Annotated in this window: 22 protein-coding genes and 1 pseudogene; 16 read left to right on the plus strand and 7 right to left on the minus strand. The window is 63.6% G+C overall.

The genetic code is table 11. From position 1 onward, the window contains the following. The 3 genes and pseudogenes from RBB34_RS06540 to RBB34_RS06550 form a co-directional block, all read left to right on the plus strand. A pseudogene (locus RBB34_RS06540) lies at window positions 1-218 on the plus strand (P-type conjugative transfer ATPase TrbB); the annotation flags it as partial. Window positions 219-256: 38 nt separating this feature from the next. Next, a complete protein-coding gene (locus RBB34_RS06545) occupies window positions 257-544 on the plus strand; it encodes a TrbC/VirB2 family protein (protein ID WP_306118548.1) in 288 nt (95 codons plus the stop codon). Then, window positions 544-816 carry a VirB3 family type IV secretion system protein gene (locus RBB34_RS06550; RefSeq protein ID WP_306118396.1) on the plus strand — a complete coding sequence of 91 codons (273 nt, stop codon included), beginning with the start codon at window positions 544-546 and terminating at the stop codon, window positions 814-816. The genes RBB34_RS06545 and RBB34_RS06550 overlap by 1 nt, the downstream gene beginning before the upstream one ends. A gap of 10 nt (window positions 817-826) precedes the next feature. On the opposite strand, the gene RBB34_RS06555 is transcribed toward RBB34_RS06550, so the two are convergent. Beyond that, window positions 827-1,159 carry an SH3 domain-containing protein gene (locus RBB34_RS06555; protein WP_306118397.1) on the minus strand — a complete coding sequence of 111 codons (333 nt, stop codon included), beginning with the start codon at window positions 1,157-1,159 and terminating at the stop codon, window positions 827-829. A 77-nt stretch (window positions 1,160-1,236) separates the two neighbouring features. Here RBB34_RS06555 and trbE point away from each other — a divergent pair, with 77 nt between their 5' ends. From trbE to trbK-alt, 3 genes are read left to right on the plus strand one after another with little or no spacing between them, the layout of a single operon-like run. Continuing rightward, on the plus strand, window positions 1,237-3,708 hold the full coding sequence (trbE, locus tag RBB34_RS06560) for a conjugal transfer protein TrbE (protein WP_306118398.1): 2,472 nt from the start codon (window positions 1,237-1,239) through the stop codon (window positions 3,706-3,708). Beyond that, window positions 3,705-4,460: a P-type conjugative transfer protein TrbJ gene (gene trbJ, locus RBB34_RS06565; RefSeq protein ID WP_306118399.1), complete on the plus strand. Its 756-nt coding sequence runs from the start codon at window positions 3,705-3,707 to the stop codon at window positions 4,458-4,460. The genes trbE and trbJ overlap by 4 nt, the downstream gene beginning before the upstream one ends. A 1-nt stretch (window position 4,461) precedes the next feature. Then, on the plus strand, window positions 4,462-4,734 hold the full coding sequence (gene trbK-alt, locus RBB34_RS06570) for a putative entry exclusion protein TrbK-alt (protein ID WP_306118400.1): 273 nt from the start codon (window positions 4,462-4,464) through the stop codon (window positions 4,732-4,734). 5 nt (window positions 4,735-4,739) lie between these two features. On the opposite strand, the gene RBB34_RS06575 is transcribed toward trbK-alt, so the two are convergent. Beyond that, window positions 4,740-5,162, minus strand: coding sequence for a cytidine deaminase (locus RBB34_RS06575; RefSeq protein WP_306118401.1), 423 nt, complete (start codon window positions 5,160-5,162; stop codon window positions 4,740-4,742). A 41-nt stretch (window positions 5,163-5,203) separates the two neighbouring features. Here RBB34_RS06575 and trbL point away from each other — a divergent pair, with 41 nt between their 5' ends. Genes trbL through RBB34_RS06600 form a run of 5 tightly spaced genes read left to right on the plus strand, consistent with a single transcriptional unit; the run spans window position 5,204 to window position 9,673 of the window. Then, the gene (trbL, locus tag RBB34_RS06580) at window positions 5,204-6,490 is read left to right on the plus strand and encodes a P-type conjugative transfer protein TrbL (RefSeq protein WP_306118402.1); all 1,287 of its coding nucleotides are present in this window, start codon (window positions 5,204-5,206) and stop codon (window positions 6,488-6,490) included. Further along, on the plus strand, window positions 6,487-7,176 hold the full coding sequence (gene trbF, locus RBB34_RS06585; protein ID WP_306118403.1) for a conjugal transfer protein TrbF: 690 nt from the start codon (window positions 6,487-6,489) through the stop codon (window positions 7,174-7,176). The genes trbL and trbF overlap by 4 nt, the downstream gene beginning before the upstream one ends. After that, entirely contained in the window at window positions 7,173-8,195 is a 1,023-nt protein-coding gene (gene trbG, locus RBB34_RS06590) for a P-type conjugative transfer protein TrbG (protein WP_306118404.1), read from the plus strand. The genes trbF and trbG overlap by 4 nt, the downstream gene beginning before the upstream one ends. Then, window positions 8,192-9,409, plus strand: a complete 1,218-nt coding sequence (locus RBB34_RS06595; RefSeq protein ID WP_306118405.1) for a TrbI/VirB10 family protein — start codon at window positions 8,192-8,194, stop codon at window positions 9,407-9,409. The genes trbG and RBB34_RS06595 overlap by 4 nt, the downstream gene beginning before the upstream one ends. Before the next feature lie 3 nt (window positions 9,410-9,412). Continuing rightward, window positions 9,413-9,673 (plus strand): DUF2274 domain-containing protein, encoded by a 261-nt coding sequence (locus RBB34_RS06600; protein WP_306118406.1) that lies wholly within the window; start codon window positions 9,413-9,415, stop codon window positions 9,671-9,673. Here RBB34_RS06600 and RBB34_RS06605 read toward each other — a convergent pair. Next, window positions 9,582-10,526, minus strand: coding sequence for a LysR family transcriptional regulator (locus RBB34_RS06605; RefSeq protein WP_306118407.1), 945 nt, complete (start codon window positions 10,524-10,526; stop codon window positions 9,582-9,584). The two genes, RBB34_RS06600 and RBB34_RS06605, sit on opposite strands and share 92 nt — an antisense overlap. Window positions 10,527-10,601: 75 nt before the next feature. Beyond that, window positions 10,602-11,561, minus strand: coding sequence for an SGNH/GDSL hydrolase family protein (locus RBB34_RS06610; RefSeq protein ID WP_306118408.1), 960 nt, complete (start codon window positions 11,559-11,561; stop codon window positions 10,602-10,604). 99 nt (window positions 11,562-11,660) lie between these two features. Here RBB34_RS06610 and RBB34_RS06615 point away from each other — a divergent pair, with 99 nt between their 5' ends. Next, on the plus strand, window positions 11,661-12,188 hold the full coding sequence (locus RBB34_RS06615; RefSeq protein WP_306118409.1) for a PadR family transcriptional regulator: 528 nt from the start codon (window positions 11,661-11,663) through the stop codon (window positions 12,186-12,188). Between the two features lie 250 nt (window positions 12,189-12,438). Here RBB34_RS06615 and RBB34_RS06620 read toward each other — a convergent pair whose 3' ends face one another. After that, the gene (locus RBB34_RS06620) at window positions 12,439-12,903 is read right to left on the minus strand and encodes an Lrp/AsnC family transcriptional regulator (protein ID WP_306118410.1); all 465 of its coding nucleotides are present in this window, start codon (window positions 12,901-12,903) and stop codon (window positions 12,439-12,441) included. Between the two features lie 122 nt (window positions 12,904-13,025). On the opposite strand from RBB34_RS06620, the gene RBB34_RS06625 reads away from it, so the two are divergent. Beyond that, the gene (locus tag RBB34_RS06625; protein ID WP_306118411.1) at window positions 13,026-13,571 is read left to right on the plus strand and encodes an alpha/beta hydrolase; all 546 of its coding nucleotides are present in this window, start codon (window positions 13,026-13,028) and stop codon (window positions 13,569-13,571) included. 5 nt (window positions 13,572-13,576) lie between these two features. Here the strand turns inward: RBB34_RS06625 and RBB34_RS06630 are convergent, their stop codons facing one another. After that, the gene (locus RBB34_RS06630) at window positions 13,577-14,428 is read right to left on the minus strand and encodes a LysR family transcriptional regulator (RefSeq protein WP_306118412.1); all 852 of its coding nucleotides are present in this window, start codon (window positions 14,426-14,428) and stop codon (window positions 13,577-13,579) included. A gap of 98 nt (window positions 14,429-14,526) precedes the next feature. On the opposite strand from RBB34_RS06630, the gene RBB34_RS06635 reads away from it, so the two are divergent. From RBB34_RS06635 to RBB34_RS06645, 3 genes are all read left to right on the plus strand, one after another. Continuing rightward, a complete protein-coding gene (locus RBB34_RS06635) occupies window positions 14,527-15,864 on the plus strand; it encodes a hypothetical protein (RefSeq protein WP_306118413.1) in 1,338 nt (445 codons plus the stop codon). A gap of 65 nt (window positions 15,865-15,929) precedes the next feature. Next, window positions 15,930-16,496: a hypothetical protein gene (locus RBB34_RS06640; RefSeq protein ID WP_306118414.1), complete on the plus strand. Its 567-nt coding sequence runs from the start codon at window positions 15,930-15,932 to the stop codon at window positions 16,494-16,496. After that, window positions 16,493-17,083, plus strand: a complete 591-nt coding sequence (locus RBB34_RS06645; RefSeq protein ID WP_306118415.1) for a cytochrome b/b6 domain-containing protein — start codon at window positions 16,493-16,495, stop codon at window positions 17,081-17,083. The genes RBB34_RS06640 and RBB34_RS06645 overlap by 4 nt, the downstream gene beginning before the upstream one ends. A 283-nt stretch (window positions 17,084-17,366) precedes the next feature. Here the strand turns inward: RBB34_RS06645 and RBB34_RS06650 are convergent, their stop codons facing one another. Further along, a complete protein-coding gene (locus RBB34_RS06650) occupies window positions 17,367-18,206 on the minus strand; it encodes a DMT family transporter (protein ID WP_306118416.1) in 840 nt (279 codons plus the stop codon). Window positions 18,207-18,418: the final 212 nt, after the last annotated feature.

Raw genomic sequence — 18,418 nt, forward strand, 5'->3', positions numbered from 1 at the left:
ATGCCGGCTCCGCCGTCGGCGCGCTGCGCCGTCTCGAACAACTCATCCAGGAAGCCGTCGTCACCGTCCCGCGCGCGCTGATCGCCGAGACGATCGATCTCGTCGCCGTGCTCTCCGGCCGCGGCGCTGACCGGCGCCTCGCCGAACTCGCCTGCGTCACCGGCCTCGATTCCCAAGGCGATTACGCGCTCAGCCCCACAGAAGGAGACCCTCAGTGACCAGAACATCCATCCTCTATCCGCGCTGGCCTTACTATCTGACAGCGTTCTTGCTCGGCGTCCTTATCGCCGATCCGGCTTACGCGGCCGGCTCCGGCATGCCCTGGGAGGAGCCGCTGCAGGCGATCCTCGAATCGATCGAGGGGCCGGTCGCCAAGATCGTCGCCGTGATCATCATTATCATCACCGGGCTCACGCTTGCTTTCGGCGACTCCAGCGGCGGCTTCCGCCGGCTGGTGCAGATCGTTTTCGGCATCTCGATCGCCTTCGCAGCTTCGTCCTTCTTCCTCACCTTTTTCGACTTCGGCGGCGGGGCGCTCGTCTGATGGATCGTGAAGTCGACATTCCAGGCTTCATCGCTCCCGTGCACCGGGCGCTGATCGAGCCGATCCTGCTCGGCGGCGCGCCACGGGCGATCGCCATCGCCAACGGCACACTCGCCGCCGCCGTCGGCTTGGGTCTTCGGCTCTGGATCGTCGGCCTGTTGCTTTGGCTGGTAGGGCATCTGCTTGCGGTCTGGGCCGCCAAGCGCGACCCGGACATCGTCGACGTCACGCGCCGGCATCTGCGGTTCCCGACCTGGTTCGGAGCTAGATAAGATGCCGCTTTCAGTTCACCGCAAGCTCGACGGCTCCGTCCGGCACCCAACCTTTCTCGCCGCGCGCGTTCTCGACGAACAGAAAACCGCTCTCTCCAAAGTGCGCGAGAAAGCGATCGCCCGGTTCGACGTTGAGTTCCAATGCCGAGAAATCCCGCTGGATGACCCACTCCTCGCCTCGACGCTCAAGCCAGGCCTGCGGCGTCCAGCCCTCACGCCCGTCTCGCCCGCGGCACCAGACCCAACCGATGATGTCCGTCGATTTGCTCTCGACTTCATCCAACCGCACGGCGTCGCCGGCTCGGACAGAGATCGGGTTTTCGTAGGGCCTCTCATAGCGCATGCGGCCAAGAACTATCGTGTCAGGGGGAAACTGGAAAAACATCTCTCGATCTCAGCGCTCGTCGTCTGGTGCGCACAATGCTGAACCTTCGGGAGTATCGCAACAGATCGCAAAGGCTCGCCGACTTCCTGCCCTGGGCGGCGCTGATCGCGCCCGGTATTGTCCTCAACAAGGACGGCAGCCTTCAGCGGACGGCGCAGTTCCGCGGACCCGATCTCGACTCGGCTACGCCGGCGGAACTGGTCGCCACCGCCGGCCGGCTCAACAGCGCCTTCCGCCGGCTCGGATCGGGCTGGGCGGTGTTCGTCGAAGCGCAACGGCTCCCGGCGCGCGATTATCCGCTCTCGGAATTTCCCGACCCGGTCTCGGCGCTAGTCGATGCCGAACGACGCGCGCAGTTCGAAGAAGCGGGCTCGCACTTCGAGAGCGCCTATTTTCTGACGCTCGTCTGGATGCCGCCGGCGGACGACACGAGCCGCGCTGAGCACTGGCTCTATGAGGGCGCGGAAAACGGCGCCGCCGATCCGCGCGAGCATCTGACGAGCTTCATCAGCCGCACCGACAGCCTGCTCGGGCTGCTCGACGGCTTCATGCCAGCGGCGGCCTGGCTCTCAGACGAAGAGACGCTGACCTATCTGCATTCGACGATCTCGACGCGGCGCCAGCGTGTGCGCGTCCCCGAAACACCGATGTATCTCGACGCGCTGCTTGCCGATTGCGGTCTCGTCGGTGGGTTGGCGCCCAGATTGGGCGATACGCATCTCAAGACATTAACCATCGTTGGATTCCCGACCGCGACCTGGCCGGGCCTGCTCGACGAACTCAACGGTCAGGCCTTCGAATATCGCTGGGCGACCCGTGCCATCTGTCTCGATAAGACCGACGCGGCCAAGCTCTTCACCCGCATCCGCCGGCAATGGTTCGCCAAGCGAAAGGGCATCGCCGCAATCCTCAAGGAGGTGATGACCAACGAAGCCTCGACGCTCATGGATTCCGACGCCGCCAACAAGGCGGTCGACGCGGACGAAGCGTTGCAGGAGTTAGGCTCGGACATGGTTGGCGCCGCCTATGTCACCGCCACCGTGACGGTTTGGGACGAGGACGAGCGCACAGCTGAAGCGAAGCTGAAAACCGTCGAGAAGATCGTCCAGGGCCGCGACTTCACCTGCATGATCGAGACGCTGAACGCGGTCGAGGCCTGGCTCGGATCGCTGCCGGGCCATCTCTACGCCAATGTTCGGCAACCGCCGATCTCGACGCTGAACCTCGCCCACATGATCCCACTTTCGGCAGTCTGGGCCGGGCCGGCGCGCAATGACCATCTCGACGGCCCGCCGCTGTTCTTCGCCGATACGGAAGGCTCGACGCCGTTCCGCTTCTCGACCCATGTCGGCGATGTCGGCCACACGCTGATCGTCGGGCCGACTGGGACGGGCAAGAGCGTCTTGCTCGCGCTCATGGCGCTTCAGTTCCGGCGATACGAGCAAGCCCAAGTCTTCGCCTTCGATTTCGGCGGGTCGATCCGCTGCGCGACGCTCGCCATGGGCGGCGACTTCGAGGACCTCGCCGGCGCGCTGTCGGACGCCGAGGATGCGGTCTCGCTGCAGCCGCTCGCCCCGATCGACGACGCACCCGAACGGAGTTGGGCACAGGACTGGCTGGCCGGTCTGCTCGGGCGCGAAGGGGTGACGATCGATCCGACCGCCAAGGATCATCTCTGGTCGGCGCTGACCTCGCTCGCCTCCGCGCCGGTCGAGGAGCGCACGCTCACGGGCCTTTCGGTCCTTCTTCAATCGCAGGAACTCAAACGCGCTCTTCAGCCTTATTGCATTGGCGGACCCTTCGGCCGGCTGCTCGACGCCGAGCACGAGGCGCTGGGCACCGCCGACGTCCAGGCCTTCGAGACCGAAGGGCTGATCGGAACGCCGGCCGCCCCGGCCGTGCTCGCCTATCTCTTCCACCGCATCGAGGGCCGTCTCGATGGACGGCCGAGCCTGATCGTCGTCGATGAGGGTTGGCTCGCGCTCGACGACGCCACCTTCGGCGGCCAGCTCAAGGAATGGCTGAAGACGCTGCGCAAGAAGAACGCCAGCGTCGTCTTCGCCACCCAGTCGCTGTCAGACGTGGACGCATCAAACATCGCCCCGGCGATCATCGAAAGCTGCCCGACGCGGGTGTTCCTGCCGAACGAACGCGCGTTTGAACCCCAAATCGCCAACATCTACCGGCGCTTCGGCCTCAACGACCGGCAGATCGAGATCCTCGCCCGCGCCACACCGAAGCGCGACTACTACGCGCAATCCCGGCGCGGCGACCGGCTGTTCGAGCTTGGCCTTGGCGAAGTCGCGCTCGCCTTCACGGGCGCGTCGTCCAAGACCGATCACGCGGCCATCACCGAACTGTTCGCCGAACATGGGGCCAGCGGCTTTCCCGCCGCTTGGCTCCAGCATCGCGGCCTCGACTGGGCCGCCGAGCTTCTGGCCTCGAGCCAAGACGCCGAAACAACCTCCGCCGAACCTGCCACCCAAGAGAAGGAGACCCGACCATGACCCGTCAACGCCTGCGCGGCGCACTGCTTGCCGCCGCCGCCTTCACCCTGCCGATCGCCAGCGTATTGACGCTCTCGGCGCCGCCGGCCTACGCCATCCCGGTCTTCGACTCCGCCAACTACGCGCAGAGCATCCTCCAGGCGGCCCGCGCCCTCGAACAGATCAACAATCAGATCACGCAGCTTCAGAACGAGGCGCAGATGCTGATCAACCAGGCGCGCAACCTCACGAGCCTGCCGCATTCGTCGCTCGCCGAGCTGCAGGCCTCTGTTCAGCGCACCCAGCAACTTCTGAGAGAGGCGCAGCGCATCGCGCACGATGTCGCCGACATCGAGCGCGCCTTCACCGAACGCTACGGCGAAGCGGCCGCCGCGGGCGATCACGACGCCATGGTCCAGGGTGCCCGGGAGCGCTGGGCCGACTCCGTCGCGTCATTCGAGGATGCGCTGCGCGTCCAGGCCGGCGTCATCGGCAACATCGACGGCGCCCGCGACGAGATGCAGGCGCTCGTTGCCGAGAGCCAGGGAGCCACTGGCGCTTTGCAGGCCGCGCAAGCCGGCAACCAGCTCCTCGCCCTGCAATCGACCCAGATCGCCGACCTCACCGCCGCCATCGCGGCACAGAACCGCGCCCAGGCGCTCGAAGCCGCGCGGCGCGCCTCGGCCGAGGCCCAGGCGCGAGAGAATTTCAGCCAGTTCCTCGACTATGGCACGGGCTATGAGCCCACCACCGTGCGGATGTTCCAGGACTGAGATGGCGCGCGATCCGCAGATCTTGCTGCGCGCCGTCGCAGTCATTGCCCTGATCGCGGCGACGCTGGCGACGGCCGTTCAGCTCGATCACGAAAGTGCGTCCGATCGCAGCGCCGATACACCGCCCACCGACGACCCGCTCCGCGCCGAACTCGAACGCTGCCAGACGATCACCCCGGAAGAGCTCGCAACCGACACCGCCTGTCAGGCGGCCTGGGCCGAGAATCGCCGCCGCTTCTTCGCGGAAATTGGGTCGTCCGGAGAAGACGAATGATGAGGTCAGAACCTATCGCGCTGGTACTTCCCGGGAAGGAGATCGGAAATCGGCACCGGTGTCCAACTCTCTTCATCATCTGCGTCTGGCATGAGAACGACAGCGCTGGGCGCATAGTCGCAGATCATTTCACGGCACATTCCGCATGGTGCCACGATCCGGATCTTTCCGTCTGCCGAGTGATAGACAGCAACAATCGTCTCGATATCGGACGAACCAATCTCCGTTACAGCACGCCCGAGCGCGATGGCTTCCGCGCAGACGGCGATTCTGCCGATATCCGCTTCCAGATGGACACCGGTAACAACCTCACCCGAGCGCAACCTGAGGGCCGCGCCAACCGCGTGCCATCCATCCCTGAAGCGGCGCTCAAGCACGTCCTTTGCCTCCTGCACGAGATGAGCGTTATCGCTGTTCAAGTAGGCCATCGGTTTCGTCATCCAGAATTCTCTATGACGGCACTATAGAGATGGAGGGCGTCGGCGTCATCGACCGCTTCCTGGACGTCTTCACGTCCTATATCGACTCAGGTTTCGGGCTGCTCAGCGGCGACGTCGCTTTCCTCGCGACCACGCTGATCGTCATCGACGTCACGCTCGCCGCGCTGTTCTGGGCCTGGGGCGCGGACGACGACATCATCGCGCGGCTCGTCAAGAAGACCCTCTTCGTCGGCGTCTTCGCCTTCATCATCGGCAACTGGAACGTCCTGGCGCGCATCGTCTTCGAGAGCTTCGCCGGGCTCGGCCTGATCGCCTCCGGCGGCAGCCTCTCAGCCGGCGAGTTGCTCCAGCCGGGCCGCATCGCACAGGTCGGCCTCGACGCTGGACGGCCGCTGCTCGAAGCCATCGGCGAACTGATGGGCTTCGTCTCCTTCTTCGAGAACTTCATCCAGATCGCGATCCTGATGTTCGCCTGGGTGATCGTGCTGCTTTCCTTCTTCATCCTGGCGATCCAGCTCTTCGTGACGCTGATCGAGTTCAAGCTGGCGACGCTCGCGGGTTTCATCCTCGTGCCCTTCGGCTTGTTCGGTAAGACCGCGTTCATGGCCGAGCGCGTGCTCGGCCTCGTCATCTCCTCGGGCGTGAAGGTGCTGGTGCTCGCCGTCATCGTCGGCATCGGATCGACCATCTTCGGCGAGTTCACGGCAGGCTTCGCCGGCGAGCCGACCATCGAAGACGCGATGGCCGTGGTGCTTGCGGCGCTGTCTCTTCTGGCGCTCGGCATCTTCGGACCCGGTATCGCCAACGGCATCGTCTCCGGCGGGCCGCAGCTTGGCGCCGGCGCGGCGGTGGGCACGGGTCTCGCGGCCGGTGGTCTCGCTGTGGGCGGCGCCATGGCCGGCGGCATGGCCGCTGGCGCCGTTGGAGCAGGCGCGCGCGGGGCGGCCTCCGTCGCCGGCGGCGCATCGACCGCCTACCGCCTTGGCAGGTCTGGCGCTGGCGGCGGCGCATCCGGGGTCGCCGCTGGTCTCGCAAATGTCGGCAAGGCCGGGATGAGCGCAGCCGTCAGCCCGCTGAAGCGGGCCATGTCCGACAGTTATCAGGCCGGATCGCGCGCCGCCTTCACCGCCACCGGCGGCAAGTTCTCGAACACGCCCGATCTGCCCGCGCCCGCCAATGGCGGTCCGCCCGCCTGGGCGCGGCGCCTCAAACGGCAGCAAGCCATGCACCACGGCGTCGCCACGGCCGCCCATGTCGTCCGCTCCGGCGACCATGGCGGCGGTGGGACGTCGGTCAGCCTTTCGGAGAAACCATGAGCCTGTTCAAACGTCCCAGTGTCCGCTACGCCACAAGCCCCGAGCCAGTCACGCCCTATCAGAAGGCGGCGCAAGCCTGGGACGAGCGCATCGGATCGGCCCGCGTTCAGGCGCGCAACTGGCGGCTCATGGCCTTCTGCTGCCTCGCGCTTGCCGGCGGACTCGCCGCCGCGCTGGCGTGGCAATCGACGCAAGGGACCATCGTCCCTTATGTCGTCGAGGTCGACGAGCTGGGACAGGCCCAAGCCGTGGCGCCCGCGACCGCGGACTATCGACCGACCGATCCCCAGATCGCCTTCCACCTGGCCCGCTTCATAGAGAATGTCCGGCAGGTTCCGGCCGATCCGATCGTGCTCAGGCAGAACTGGCTGCGCGCCTACGACTTCACCACCGATCGCGGCGCTCTCGCGCTCAACGACTACGCCCGCGTCAACGACCCCTTCGCGCGGGTCGGCGAGACGCAAGTGTCCGTCGAGGTCTCCAGCGTCATCCGCGCCTCCGACACCAGCTTCCGCGTCGCCTGGATCGAACGCCGCTACCAGAACGGCCAACTCGCCGCCACCGAGCGCTGGACGGCGATCCTCACCATCGCGATCCAGCCGCCGCGCGACACGGAGCGCCTGCGCAATAATCCGCTCGGCATTTTCGTTCACGCCATCAACTGGTCACGGGAGAGCGCCCAATGAAGAACACGAACTTACACTCGGCGTCGCTTCCAGCGATCCTGTTTGCTGCGACCGCGCTGGCGGGCTGCGCGACCTTCCGCCCGCCGCAGATCGAATACGACGAACCGCCCATCGAGGCGACACTTCTGCCCGAACCTGCGCGGCCGGTTGAAGTGGTCGAGCGGCCCGTTCCACTGCCGCTGCCGGGACAGCTCATGCCCGTCGAGGACGGCGGTCCGCCGCCCGAAGCCGGCGAGCCGCCCGAGCGGATCGAGGAGGCCAATGCCGCCGCCCGTATCGAACCTGTCCGCGACGGATTCATCAATGCCGTCCAGCTCTACCCTTACAGTGCCGGGGCGCTCTATCAGGTCTACTCATCCCCCGGACAGGTCACCGACATTGCCCTCCAAACCGGCGAAAGCCTGGTCGGAAACGGTCCGATCGCGGCGGGCGACACGGCGCGCTGGATCATCGGCGACACGATCAGCGGCGCGGGCGAAACCCAGCGCACACACATCCTCGTCAAGCCGACCCGGCCCGACATCGTCACGAATCTCGTCATCAATACCGACCGCCGGACCTATCATCTCGAGCTTCGCGCCCATCCGAGCGCCTATATGGCTTCGGTTTCCTGGCGCTATCCGCAGGACGAATTGATCGCGCTCCGGCGGGGCAATGCCGACGCAGAGGCCGCCCTCCCAATCGGTCGCGACATCGCGCTTGATAGTCTCCGGTTCCGCTATCGCATCGAAGGCGAACGACCACCCTGGCGGCCGCGCCGCGCCTTCGACGACGGACGGCAGGTCTTCATCGAGTTCCCGCGCGGCATCGGTCAGGGCGAGATGCCCCCGCTCTTCATCATCGGACCGGAAGGCGAAGGCCAGCTCGTCAATTACCGCATCCGCCGGAATTACATCATCGTCGACCGGCTCTTCGCCGCCGCCGAACTGCGTCTCGGCGATCGTCAACAGGTGGTGCGTATCATCCGCACCGACGGCGTGCGGCGCGCGCCAGAACGCCATGACGGAGCGGAGTCATGAGCGAGTCTGGCGACGGCCGGGAAGAAAAGGAGATCCGGCCCGGTCCGCGTCCTGAGGCTGAGATCGCGGCCGAGCTCCGGTTGCGTCCCGATCCGCCGCGCGTCATGCGCCTGTCGCGCAAGACCCTCGGCGTCCTCGCCGTCGTCGGTGGCTTGAGCCTCGGCGCGATCCTGATCGTCGCCCTACAGAACCCGGAGCGCGGCGACGGACCGGCGGAGCTCTTCAACACCGAACGCGTTCCGACGGCCGACGAGCTCTTGTCTCTGCCGGAGGATTACAGCCAGGTTCCACAACTTGGTCCGCCGCTGCCGGGCGAACTCGGGCGGCCCGTGCTGGCGGCGCGCGAGCGCGGCGAGCCGGTTCCGGTCGCGCCCGTCGCCCCTGGTCCCGCCATGGACCCGGAAGAGCAGATGCGCTTGCAGGAGCAGGAGGCGGCGCGCCTCAGCCGGCTGTTCCATGACGCCAGCACCGCCGAAAGCGACGGCCTGCTGGACGCCGCAACGCCGACCGGCCCGCAGATCGATCCGCAGACAGTGTTTCCAAAGGTTGCGCAGTCTGGTCCGGAGCCCGACGCCGTCGAACAGCGACAAGCGTTTCTCACCCAGCCCGTCGACAGGCGCACGACCAGCGGCGAGCGTCTCACCGATCCGGTCAGCCCTTACGTGCTCCAGGCCGGCTCGGTCATCCCGGCCGCGCTGGTGACCGGCCTGCGCTCCGACCTTCCCGGTCAGATTACGGCCCAGGTGACACAGCATATCTATGACAGCCCGACCGGGCGCTTCCTGCTGGTCCCGCAAGGCGCGCGGCTCATCGGCGAATATGACAGCCGCGTCGCCTTCGGCCAGCGCCGCGTGCTTTTGGTCTGGACCCGGATGATCCTGCCGAACGGGCGCTCCATCGTGTTGGAACGCCAGCCCGGCGCCGACGAAGCCGGTTACGCCGGGCTCGAAGACGGCGTCGACTATCACTGGGGCCAGCTCCTGCGCGCCGCCGGTCTCGCGACGATCCTCAATATCGGCCTGGAGTTCGGCCAGGACGACGATGACGAGATCGCCGAAGCGATCCGCGACGGGGCGCAAGACACCGTGGGCCGCGCCGGCGACGAGATCGTCCGCCGTCAGCTTACCGTTCCGCCGACCCTGACCATCCGCCCCGGCTTCCCGGTCCGCGTCATGGTCACCCGCGACCTCATCCTCGAACCCTATGAAAGCTGATCGATGACGAAACTGAAACTCGGACCCATTCCCGACGATAAGCCCGTGAAGGTGGCGCTGGAGCTGCCTGCCGACGTCCACCACGACCTGGTCGTCTATGCCGAGGCGCTCGCCCGCGAAACCGGCCAGACCCACGAACCCGCGAAACTTATCGCGCCCATGCTAGCGCGGTTCATGGCGACGGATCGGGGCTTCGCGAAGCTGAGGAAAGAGAAGCGGCCGCCTTCCTCGCCTCGATCCGCGCCAGGCTCACAAACCGCCTGAGCGCCGGATTATCGTTCTCTGGACGCCACGTAAGCGAAAACGGCACCCACTCATCCTCGTCACCGATCCTTATAAATCGAACATTAGGATAATTGATCCCACACCAGTGTTCCGCCACCAGGCTTACGCCGAGACCGAGGCCAACGAGCGTCATGATCCCCTCTCGTCCAAGTCGGTGACGACGCACGTTTACAGTGCGCGCCAGATTGCTGACGCGTTTGAGTATGTAGTCGTGGATTTCTGGACCGGACTCCCGGGCGCTCACCACGAACTGCGCGTCCGCTACGTCGGCCCAAGATAAGTGTCCTTTCTTCGTGAGACGATTGTCCTCCGGCGCGGCAAGCCAGATTCTTTCGCGAGAAAGAACAAGCCCGTCGCCTGCCTCTTCATCAGGATCACCAGGAGCATAGACGGCATCGATCCGCCGGTGACTCAGTAGTGTCAATAGTTCGCTGCGATCAGCAGCAACGAAACCTATCTCCACTCCGCCGTGGGCGGTTAGAAATCCCTCCAGAACCGTTCTAAGCGGACCGCGAGACAAGGAAGCTATCACACCGATCATCAGGCAACCGTTGTCGGCAACGCCCGCGGACCGTGCCGCCTCCTCAGCTATCTCGATATCTTGGGCGATTGCGCGTGCCCGTTCAGCAAACCGACTTCCTGCGTGTGTGAGTCGCACGCCAGTAGTGCGGCGCTCGAACAGCGATACTCCGAGCGAATCTTCCAGGCTCTGTATCCGACGGCTGATTGCCGATTGCCTAACGCCCGACCTTTTCGCCGCCTGGCGAAAACTTCCCGTCTCAGCAACTGCCAAGAAACTTAAGAGCTTCTTTGTATCGATGCTGCGGCTCACACTTTTCTCCGTTGAAAGCCACCGATTATCTCTGGAAGTTGGACTACGGTGCAGACAGTTCGCAGATTGCTGTGCCTACTGGCTTTCGAGCTGCGTGAGGATGAACGCCCCCAAGAGTTCGTGACCTCGGCCGCTCGGATGGAGGCCATCAGCAAAGAGATAGGTTTGCGCCGCATTCGCCTCGACCAAATGAAAAGGCGAGCTGTTGGCACTGTTTCCTGTAGGCGTTGGATTGGCACGTTCCGGGTGAACTGCGGGTTCTGTCACATTCTGCAGACCGTAGGCCGCTGGATCCGCGATGACGGTGTCGAAGAAGCGATATACGTCAGGCATGATGGCGTTGAGGCTGATCTCTTGAGCTTCCAATGCAAATGCTGCGTTGAAGGCTTGAGAAAGGGCAGTCAGATAAGCGGATGTTTCGTCCTGTCCCGCACCGAACATTGGCGTCGAACCGAAGTTCGCGACACCAAAAAGAACGATGCTCTCTGGTCCGGCATCCGCGACGCGCTTCGCTTCATTCGCTAGCGCTCGCCCTGCTGTGGCCACTTGTTCCATGGCCTGTTCTGGAGTGAGCTGGCCTTGCTGGGTAAGCACGGCCGCAAGAACGACGTCCGGTCCCCCACCATCCATCAAGACTATGCTTCCCGATAGATCACCGCCAGTGTGCTCAAGCAGGCGATCGACCTGCCAAGATACCGGGCGTGAGTGGCCGTCATAGAGCCCCTGTTCGACACTGATAAGAGCACCAGACTGAGCGTAGTTTGTACCGCCCGGATTTCGGAAGAATGACTCGCCATCAAAGAAGTAGGCTGGAGCGACCGATCCGCCAAAAGCTCCGGCAACTATTTCGGTCCAGAGAAGGCCGGGTGTTGTCGTGAAGCGCCCTGTTAGCGTCACCGGCGCGAAGGTACCCGTGTCATTGACTGAGTCCCCGACGACATAGACAGGGCCTACCTCTTGGGCAGCAACCCCGCTCGTCACCAAGATGCCGGCCGCAAGCGCTGCGATTAGGCGGCTTTTGAGTGAGTGTTTCATCGGAGGCTTTTCCTCTTCCGTTGATCTGGACGGCGCCGAGTAAGCCCGGTAACCTTCAGTACGAGACTGACAGGTCATTTTTTACATGTTGGAAATTACATGTCAACACGCCATGCTATCCTCTGCCTCCTCGCTGAAGCCCCTATGAGTGGCTATGACGTGGCCAAGCGCTTCGAGCATTCTCTGCAAAGGGTCTGGTTCGTTCGCTCAAATCAGATTTACGTGGAGCTCAAGTCACTCGAAGAGGCCAAGGAGATCGAACTCACCGAATACGGCCCGAGGAATCGAAAGATCTACTCGATCACCGCGAAAGGTCTCGACGAAGCGCGTCAGTGGCTAACAGCGAGCATCGATGAGTCGGGTCGCTCGCTGCGTTTCGAGCCACTTCTCCGTCTGAACTTCCTATGGATGCTGGATGCGCAGGAAGCGATCCAACTGCTCGACGCGGAGGCACTTTACTATGAAGAGCAGGTTCAAATACTCACAGAAGCTATGAAGACACTGCCGAATGACGAGGGGGACGCTTCAATAAGTCATCGACGGAGGGCAGCGATCGTTGGCATTGAGCTTTATAGGTCAATGGCGAAAGCTTCAGAAGAACTTCGCCGTACTTATCAAGAAGGTTGAATTTCTGAGAAAGCATTGCAAAGCTCAGAAGACCGCAGCAGGCTCTGATATGAGCCACTCACGGAAAGGTCTTTTGACGCCGCCATGGTTTCAGAGTTGTGGTCATGTCTCACTCCATGAAGGCTGGATGTGTTGTCATGAACAAGTCCTAACCCCAATCAGGAGCGGCACGGCCACACCGGGCCGCGACTCGAAGGCGGGCTGACTACCGCCTATCTGTTGGGTGAACGCGATCTCGGGACATTCCGGATCAGGCCGCATGGCCGCCTGATGGCGCGATGGGCCTATCGATATAGCTGTTGAAAACCAGGCTCGTCGTGACCGGACCGAATCGGGCGATGACATCGGCAATCTGTTCGAGCGCGGCGGGATCGGACACCGCGACCTTGATGACGAAACAGTCCTCGCCGGAGACCCTGTGCGCTTCGGTGATTTCACGGCGTTCGCGGAAAAGATCGAGGCAGGGTTTGATATGCTCTTGTCCCGTCTTGAGTCGAACGAAGGCGGTGATCGGCAGACCGACCGAAGCAGGATCGACTATCGCCCGGTAGCCGGTGATGACGCCACGATCGTGGAGTTTCTGGACGCGCTCGGACACAGCGGGTTGCGATAGCCCGATCCGCTTCCCGATCTCGGTCAAGGACACCCGACCATCCTGTTGCAGCGCCTCAATGATCCGCCTATCGAGTCGGTCGAGTTCCAACTTTGAATTCATCTGATTTCACCCCGAAAAAGCAATGATCTATCGGCCAAGATGCGCCAAGAACTTTGGGTCAGCAATCTCAAAGCAATAACCAATCCGTATACTCGATCCGGCAAATCGGGAAAGGAAACGGCATGTACTTGACCATACCTGGAATCGGCGGATCGGGGCCGGACCATTGGCAATCGCTTTGGGAGTCGGCGGAACCGGAGTTCGCGCGGATTGAACAGGAAGATTGGGACCGTCCCGATCTGGCGGTTTGGACAGACCGCGCGCAGGCCGTGCTATCTGAACGACACGGACCGGCCATCCTGGTAGCGCACAGTCTCGGTTGCCTGATGGTGCCGCATCTGGCCGCATTGCCCCCGCATGTCACAGCGAGAGTTGTTGGAGCGCTCCTGGTCTCGATGCCTGATCCCGTCGCGTCGGCTTTTCCGAAGCAGGAGGCAGCCACATTTGTAACCATCCCAAAGGAACGCCTGCCGTTCCCGGTGCTCGTTGTCGCCAGTGCGAACGACCCCTTCGGCTCGGTGGCCCATGCCCGCGATCACGCGGTCGCGTGGGGCGGCCGCTGCGTCGAGATCGGCGACTTCGGTCACATCAATGCGCAGAGCGGACTCGGGGCCTGGCCAGAAGGCCGCCGCCTTCTGGAAGCGTTCCGCGCCGGGCTTGCTGTCTGAAGTGCTTAGCGGGTTGGTGCCACGCCGGCCGACTGCGCCGCGTCCACCAGCGCGCGGATGATCGGCCGACGGTCCAGCGTGCGCCAGGCGATGCAGGTCTCGAAGGTCTGACGAAGTGGAACGGCGGGCGTGTTGCTGTCGAGCGACCTAAGGGCGAAATCGGCTGGCGCGGGGAATGGGCCATAGCCCGCCTCCGAAAGGATAGCCGCGCCGAGAATCGTATCCGCCTCGGCAAGCAGTTCCAGCGTGCCGGGGGCGGAGCCCTCGTCACGGGCAAGGCCGCCCATCAGCACCGGCGCCTCGGCTTTGGGAAAGCGTATCAATGGCCGGTCTGGCTCATTGCCAAGGCAGAAGCGGGCCATCGGCGCTTCGGCCAGTTTCTTCTCGGACAGGTCGGAAGAGTGCAGCGGCGGGTGGATGAAGGCGACGTCAATGTGGCGTTGTTCGAGCCGACCCTCAAGGGCCGCGGTCGTACCCTCGGTCAACCGCACCCGGGCCAGCGGGTTGGCCAGACGGAACGCGGCCATGGTCGGGCCGACCACCTGATAAGCAGCGACCTGCGTCATGCCGATCCGCAGTGTCTGGCCGAGGCCGTCGCGTGCGCCGCGCACCGCATCGGCTGTTTCCTCGGCGGCATCGAGGACGCGCCGCGCCCCTTCCAGAAACGCAAGACCCGCCGCCGTCGGCTCGACACCGCCGCGCCCGCGGTTGAAAAGGCGCGCGCCCATCACCTCCTCAATACGCCTGAGGCGGGCCGTCAGCGCCGGCTGTGTGACGCCAAGCCGATGCGCGGCGCGGCGGAAATGGCGCTCATCGGCGATAGCGATGGCGCAGCGATAGTCGGCTAGGGCGAGCATATCGATAACGAGAGCTGATCAAACTTATCATTTCTTAATCTGGAACAGTTTCTTCGTAAACGCATATCGGGCGCGCAACCGCAATTCGGAGCACGCCTATGAAACCCATCATTTCCTTCCTTGCCGGCACCACCATCCTGCTGTTGCCGGTAGCATCCGCCGCCAATGACCGCTTTCCCGCCTTCGACTTCCAAGGCACCGCCATCCTGTCGGTGTCGGATGCCGACATGGTCGCCTCTGCCTATGTGGACGGCCAGCTCGGCCCACGCGAGGGCACGGACGCGCTGAGCGTTATCGCGCTCGGAGGCGATCCGCGTGACTGGCAGGCCGTCGAAATCGAGGCGCCCAATTCCGTCGCTGGGCCGCCCGCCGTAATCGATGTCACGCCCGACGGCCAGACCGCCTTCGTCATCGAGACCTTCACCCAGCGCCCGGACAATGACGATCCGCACACTTTTGGCGACATCGGCTTCGGCAACCGGATCAGCGTTTTCGACCTGTCCGATCCGGCGGCGCCAACGCTCGAACGCGAAGTGCAGACCCTGACTCGTCCGGATGCGCTGCGCGTTTCCAGCGATGGCGCCTGGCTTGCCGTGACCTTCAACAACGAAGGTGCCGGGTCCGAGACGCCGCTGGCACTTTATCCGATCGCCGATGGCGATCTAGGCGAACCGGTGACGCCGGACATTCCCGGCTGGACGGCCGGTCACCGGCTGATAGATGTGGACTGGCATCCTGACGAACTGCTGCTGGCGCTTCTGAACGAGACCGGCGCGGATGTTCGCTTCATGCTGCTAGCGATCAACGACGATGGCGTGTCGCTCGAACCTTACGGCAATGTCGTCGAAACTGAGAAAGCCCAATACCGTGTCGAGTTCACACCGGACGGCCGCAATGTGATCGTCAACGCGCTCTACTGGGGCGCCGACGTTGCCGGCTACTGGATCGAGGCTCCCGATGGCAGTTTGCTGTCGATCCGCCTCAATGCCGGCGAAGCCGCCGACGGTACGCCGCGCCACGCGCTCATTTCGCGCATCGCCACGGGCGTTTCGCCCGAAGGGTTGGCGGTCAGTCCGGACGGGCGCTTCGCGCTGACCACGAATCTCGAGCGGTCCTATCTGCCCTATGACGATCCGCGCATCACCTGGTACTCCTCGCTGACGCTGGCCGCCATCGATCCACAGACGGGCGCGCTGACCAAGATCGGTGACTACCGCTATGACGGCATCCTGCCTGAGGCGGCCGTGTTCGACGCGTCCAGCCGTTATGTGGCCGTGGCCACGTTCGATCAGTTCGACGACCGCCGCCAGGGCGGCTCAATCGACTTCTGGCGCATCACCGGCGACCCGCTCAAACCCGGCGAGATCACCATGATCGAGACCGACCATGCGGTGCCGGTCACGCGCGGTGCCCACTCCATGGTGCTGATCCCCTGACATGCCATTGCGCACGCAGCCCGCCCCGTGCGGGCGGCGTGCGCCCGTTCTCGAAAGGACACGCCATGAAGCCCGTTCCGCTCGCACTCGTCGCCGGATATCTGCTGCTGGCCATGCTGGTGATCGCTCTCGTCCCGTTCGGCAACAGCGGCGCCGATGCATCCGTCGGCAACGAACCGGCGACCGTACCCCTTGCAACCGTCGAGCGCTATGGCGAGGACTTTGTTGCCTACGCCATCGTCCGGCGGACGGACGGCAGTTTCCGGCGCATGCTTATCGCGCCGGAGGTGCTCGCAGCCGTCCAAGCCGATGCCCCGCTGCCCGAAGGCACGCGCATCCTGATGGAGACCTATCACCGGCCCGATCGGGTCGGTACGGTATTTCACAAGCTCAAGGCCGGTGGCCGGTGGCAGTATGGATCACTCAGCGGGACGGGGCGGATTGATCTTGCCACCGGCCCGAAAGCCTCCTGCCTGTCGTGCCATGCGCGCGCCGCCGAGACCGATCTGACCTTCACGCTGCCCGCCATAAGGGCTGCTGCCGCCGGCCATGGCCTGTCCGATTTCGAATGCGGCCGGGGCGGCCGGTCGCCCTGCGCGCTCGACGTCTATCGCGACGGAGCGGCGTGGTGACGGTCTATCCGGTTGCGATCCGTCTGATCCACTGGCTGACAGCGATCCTGATCCTCGCGCAGATCGCGTTCGCGCTGGTCAACGCCGTGGCCTATGAGCAATACCCGAGCCTCGCCGAAGCCGTTGTTCAGGCCCATATCTCTTTTGGCGCCCTGATCCTCGTGCTGACCCTTGCACGCATCGCGGCTCGCGCGCGGCAGGGTGCGCCCGCACTACCGGGCTCAATGTCGCGCGCGGCGCGCCGAGCTGTGCAACTTGTCCACGCGGCGCTCTATGCGCTGCTTATTGCCCTGCCATTCAGCGGCTATGCCAAGCTGGCCTTCCTCGACTTCGCGCCGGTCCTATTCGGTGTCGTGTCGCTTCCGGCCCTTCCGTTCAATTCGGACATGGCCAACGCCGCCCGACTCTTCCATCAGGGCGCTGGCACGCTACTGGGGACGTTGCTTATCGCGCATATCATGGCCGCCCTGTTGCACCAGCGCCTGTTCGGTTCGGCGGTCATCGGGAGGATGGGATGGCCTACGAGGCCGCCGACCGCGCCTCAGATGCCAATTCCGCGCACCGAAAAGCGACAATCAGGTCGATGAACGCCTCGAGCGCGTATGCCCGCAAGCAATGGCTGAATTCTCCAAGGTGGAATGGCATTCGCCGGGTATTGTGGACGGTTACGCGCCAGGAGATACTGACCGCTCAACTCGCTCTCTCTCATTTGCTGCGGTTGACTGGCATCCAAGCGCCGAATGGCGCGTGGCGGTGGCATGACCGCGAGTCGGGGGTTGGTCGAGGCGAACTGGGCGGTTGCAAAAGAAGCCAATGATCAGTTTGGGAGCCAAGAGCAAAACTCGGTTCCCCACTCGCACACGTAGAACGTCAGGTTTTCATCAAAGCAACGCCAAATGCTATTGCTCCTGCGGATGCCCATCGCCATCGACTGACCGGTTCTCGGATAACGAAAGCTGCGATCAATACGGCGAACAGGATGCTCGACTCCCTGAGAGCAGCAACGAGTGCGATAGGCGCCTGGGTGAATGCCCACATAGCGATCCAGTAGGACCCGAGCGACATCGCCCCGGCAGCGAGACCCGCCTTCCACGCCGGCAGCAGCGCCGGAAACGCGGCTGTTCCACGAGTCCACGTCGCATGGACGACCATTCCCACAGCGTCACCGACGACCATCCAAAGGATGAACCCGGAAGCCGTCCCGGCGATCCGTGCACCTATGCCATCAACAAGTGTGTAGCTTGCGGTGAAAGCTGCTGTGGCGATTGCAAAAAACAGCGGCCGACCTGCAAGCCTTCCCGTTGCCGCTCCCTTTGCAGCCATTAGGAAAATACCGAGAGAGATCACAACAATAGCAAGCAGTGAGGTCACCGGCAGGACAACGCCAAGGAAAGCTACTGAGAAAGCAGTGACGATCAAAGGAGCGGTCCCACGAGCGAGCGGGTAGGCAACACTCAGATCTGCCGTTTCATAGGCTTTGACCAGAAATATCTTGTATCCCGTATGAAGCGCGGCTGCGACGCAAATCCATGGCAAAGCTTCAGTTGCTGGCTGAGTTACGAACGGAAGCAAAGGAATGCTGATTATTGCCTGAACAAGCGCCAGCAACAGAACAGTCGACGCTCGGTCCAGCCCCAGCTTCACAACTGAGTTCCATCCCGCGTGAAGGGCAGCCGCAAGAAGCAGGGCGAGAAAGACGTGCGCTTCCATGCCTAGCACCAGAACGGCTTTGATGCTTCCACCCTTCGCTGGTGCTCGCTAATCCCGATGTCCTCGAGACGGGTCGGGTCGAGAGCTTCGAGCGCTCGACGGCTTGTGAAGTTTCGACGCCAGATCCAGAGCCTTGCCCCAAGCGTGCGCACCAGATTCAGTTGGTTGGTACGCTTGATTGCCAACTTATGTGCCATAAGGTCTTATCGCTA

Origin of the sequence: Roseitalea sp. MMSF_3546, from assembly GCF_030732865.1 — a bacterium.
Taxonomy (GTDB): domain Bacteria; phylum Pseudomonadota; class Alphaproteobacteria; order Rhizobiales; family Rhizobiaceae; genus Roseitalea.

Coding starts and splice junctions, on each gene's coding strand:
- RBB34_RS06575 (WP_306118401.1), bottom strand. CDS start 5,162: ATGGCCTACTTGAACAGCGATAACGCTCATCTCGTGCAGGAGGCAAAG.
- trbJ (WP_306118399.1), top strand. CDS start 3,705: ATGACCCGTCAACGCCTGCGCGGCGCACTGCTTGCCGCCGCCGCCTTC.
- trbF (WP_306118403.1), top strand. CDS start 6,487: ATGAGCCTGTTCAAACGTCCCAGTGTCCGCTACGCCACAAGCCCCGAG.
- RBB34_RS06650 (WP_306118416.1), bottom strand. CDS start 18,206: ATGGAAGCGCACGTCTTTCTCGCCCTGCTTCTTGCGGCTGCCCTTCAC.
- RBB34_RS06640 (WP_306118414.1), top strand. CDS start 15,930: ATGAAGCCCGTTCCGCTCGCACTCGTCGCCGGATATCTGCTGCTGGCC.
- trbE (WP_306118398.1), top strand. CDS start 1,237: ATGCTGAACCTTCGGGAGTATCGCAACAGATCGCAAAGGCTCGCCGAC.
- RBB34_RS06610 (WP_306118408.1), bottom strand. CDS start 11,561: ATGAAACACTCACTCAAAAGCCGCCTAATCGCAGCGCTTGCGGCCGGC.
- RBB34_RS06630 (WP_306118412.1), bottom strand. CDS start 14,428: ATGCTCGCCCTAGCCGACTATCGCTGCGCCATCGCTATCGCCGATGAG.
- RBB34_RS06550 (WP_306118396.1), top strand. CDS start 544: ATGGATCGTGAAGTCGACATTCCAGGCTTCATCGCTCCCGTGCACCGG.
- RBB34_RS06620 (WP_306118410.1), bottom strand. CDS start 12,903: ATGAATTCAAAGTTGGAACTCGACCGACTCGATAGGCGGATCATTGAG.
- RBB34_RS06625 (WP_306118411.1), top strand. CDS start 13,026: ATGTACTTGACCATACCTGGAATCGGCGGATCGGGGCCGGACCATTGG.
- trbG (WP_306118404.1), top strand. CDS start 7,173: ATGAAGAACACGAACTTACACTCGGCGTCGCTTCCAGCGATCCTGTTT.
- RBB34_RS06555 (WP_306118397.1), bottom strand. CDS start 1,159: ATGCGCTATGAGAGGCCCTACGAAAACCCGATCTCTGTCCGAGCCGGC.
- trbL (WP_306118402.1), top strand. CDS start 5,204: ATGGAGGGCGTCGGCGTCATCGACCGCTTCCTGGACGTCTTCACGTCC.
- RBB34_RS06600 (WP_306118406.1), top strand. CDS start 9,413: ATGACGAAACTGAAACTCGGACCCATTCCCGACGATAAGCCCGTGAAG.
- trbK-alt (WP_306118400.1), top strand. CDS start 4,462: ATGGCGCGCGATCCGCAGATCTTGCTGCGCGCCGTCGCAGTCATTGCC.
- RBB34_RS06615 (WP_306118409.1), top strand. CDS start 11,661: ATGTCAACACGCCATGCTATCCTCTGCCTCCTCGCTGAAGCCCCTATG.
- RBB34_RS06595 (WP_306118405.1), top strand. CDS start 8,192: ATGAGCGAGTCTGGCGACGGCCGGGAAGAAAAGGAGATCCGGCCCGGT.
- RBB34_RS06635 (WP_306118413.1), top strand. CDS start 14,527: ATGAAACCCATCATTTCCTTCCTTGCCGGCACCACCATCCTGCTGTTG.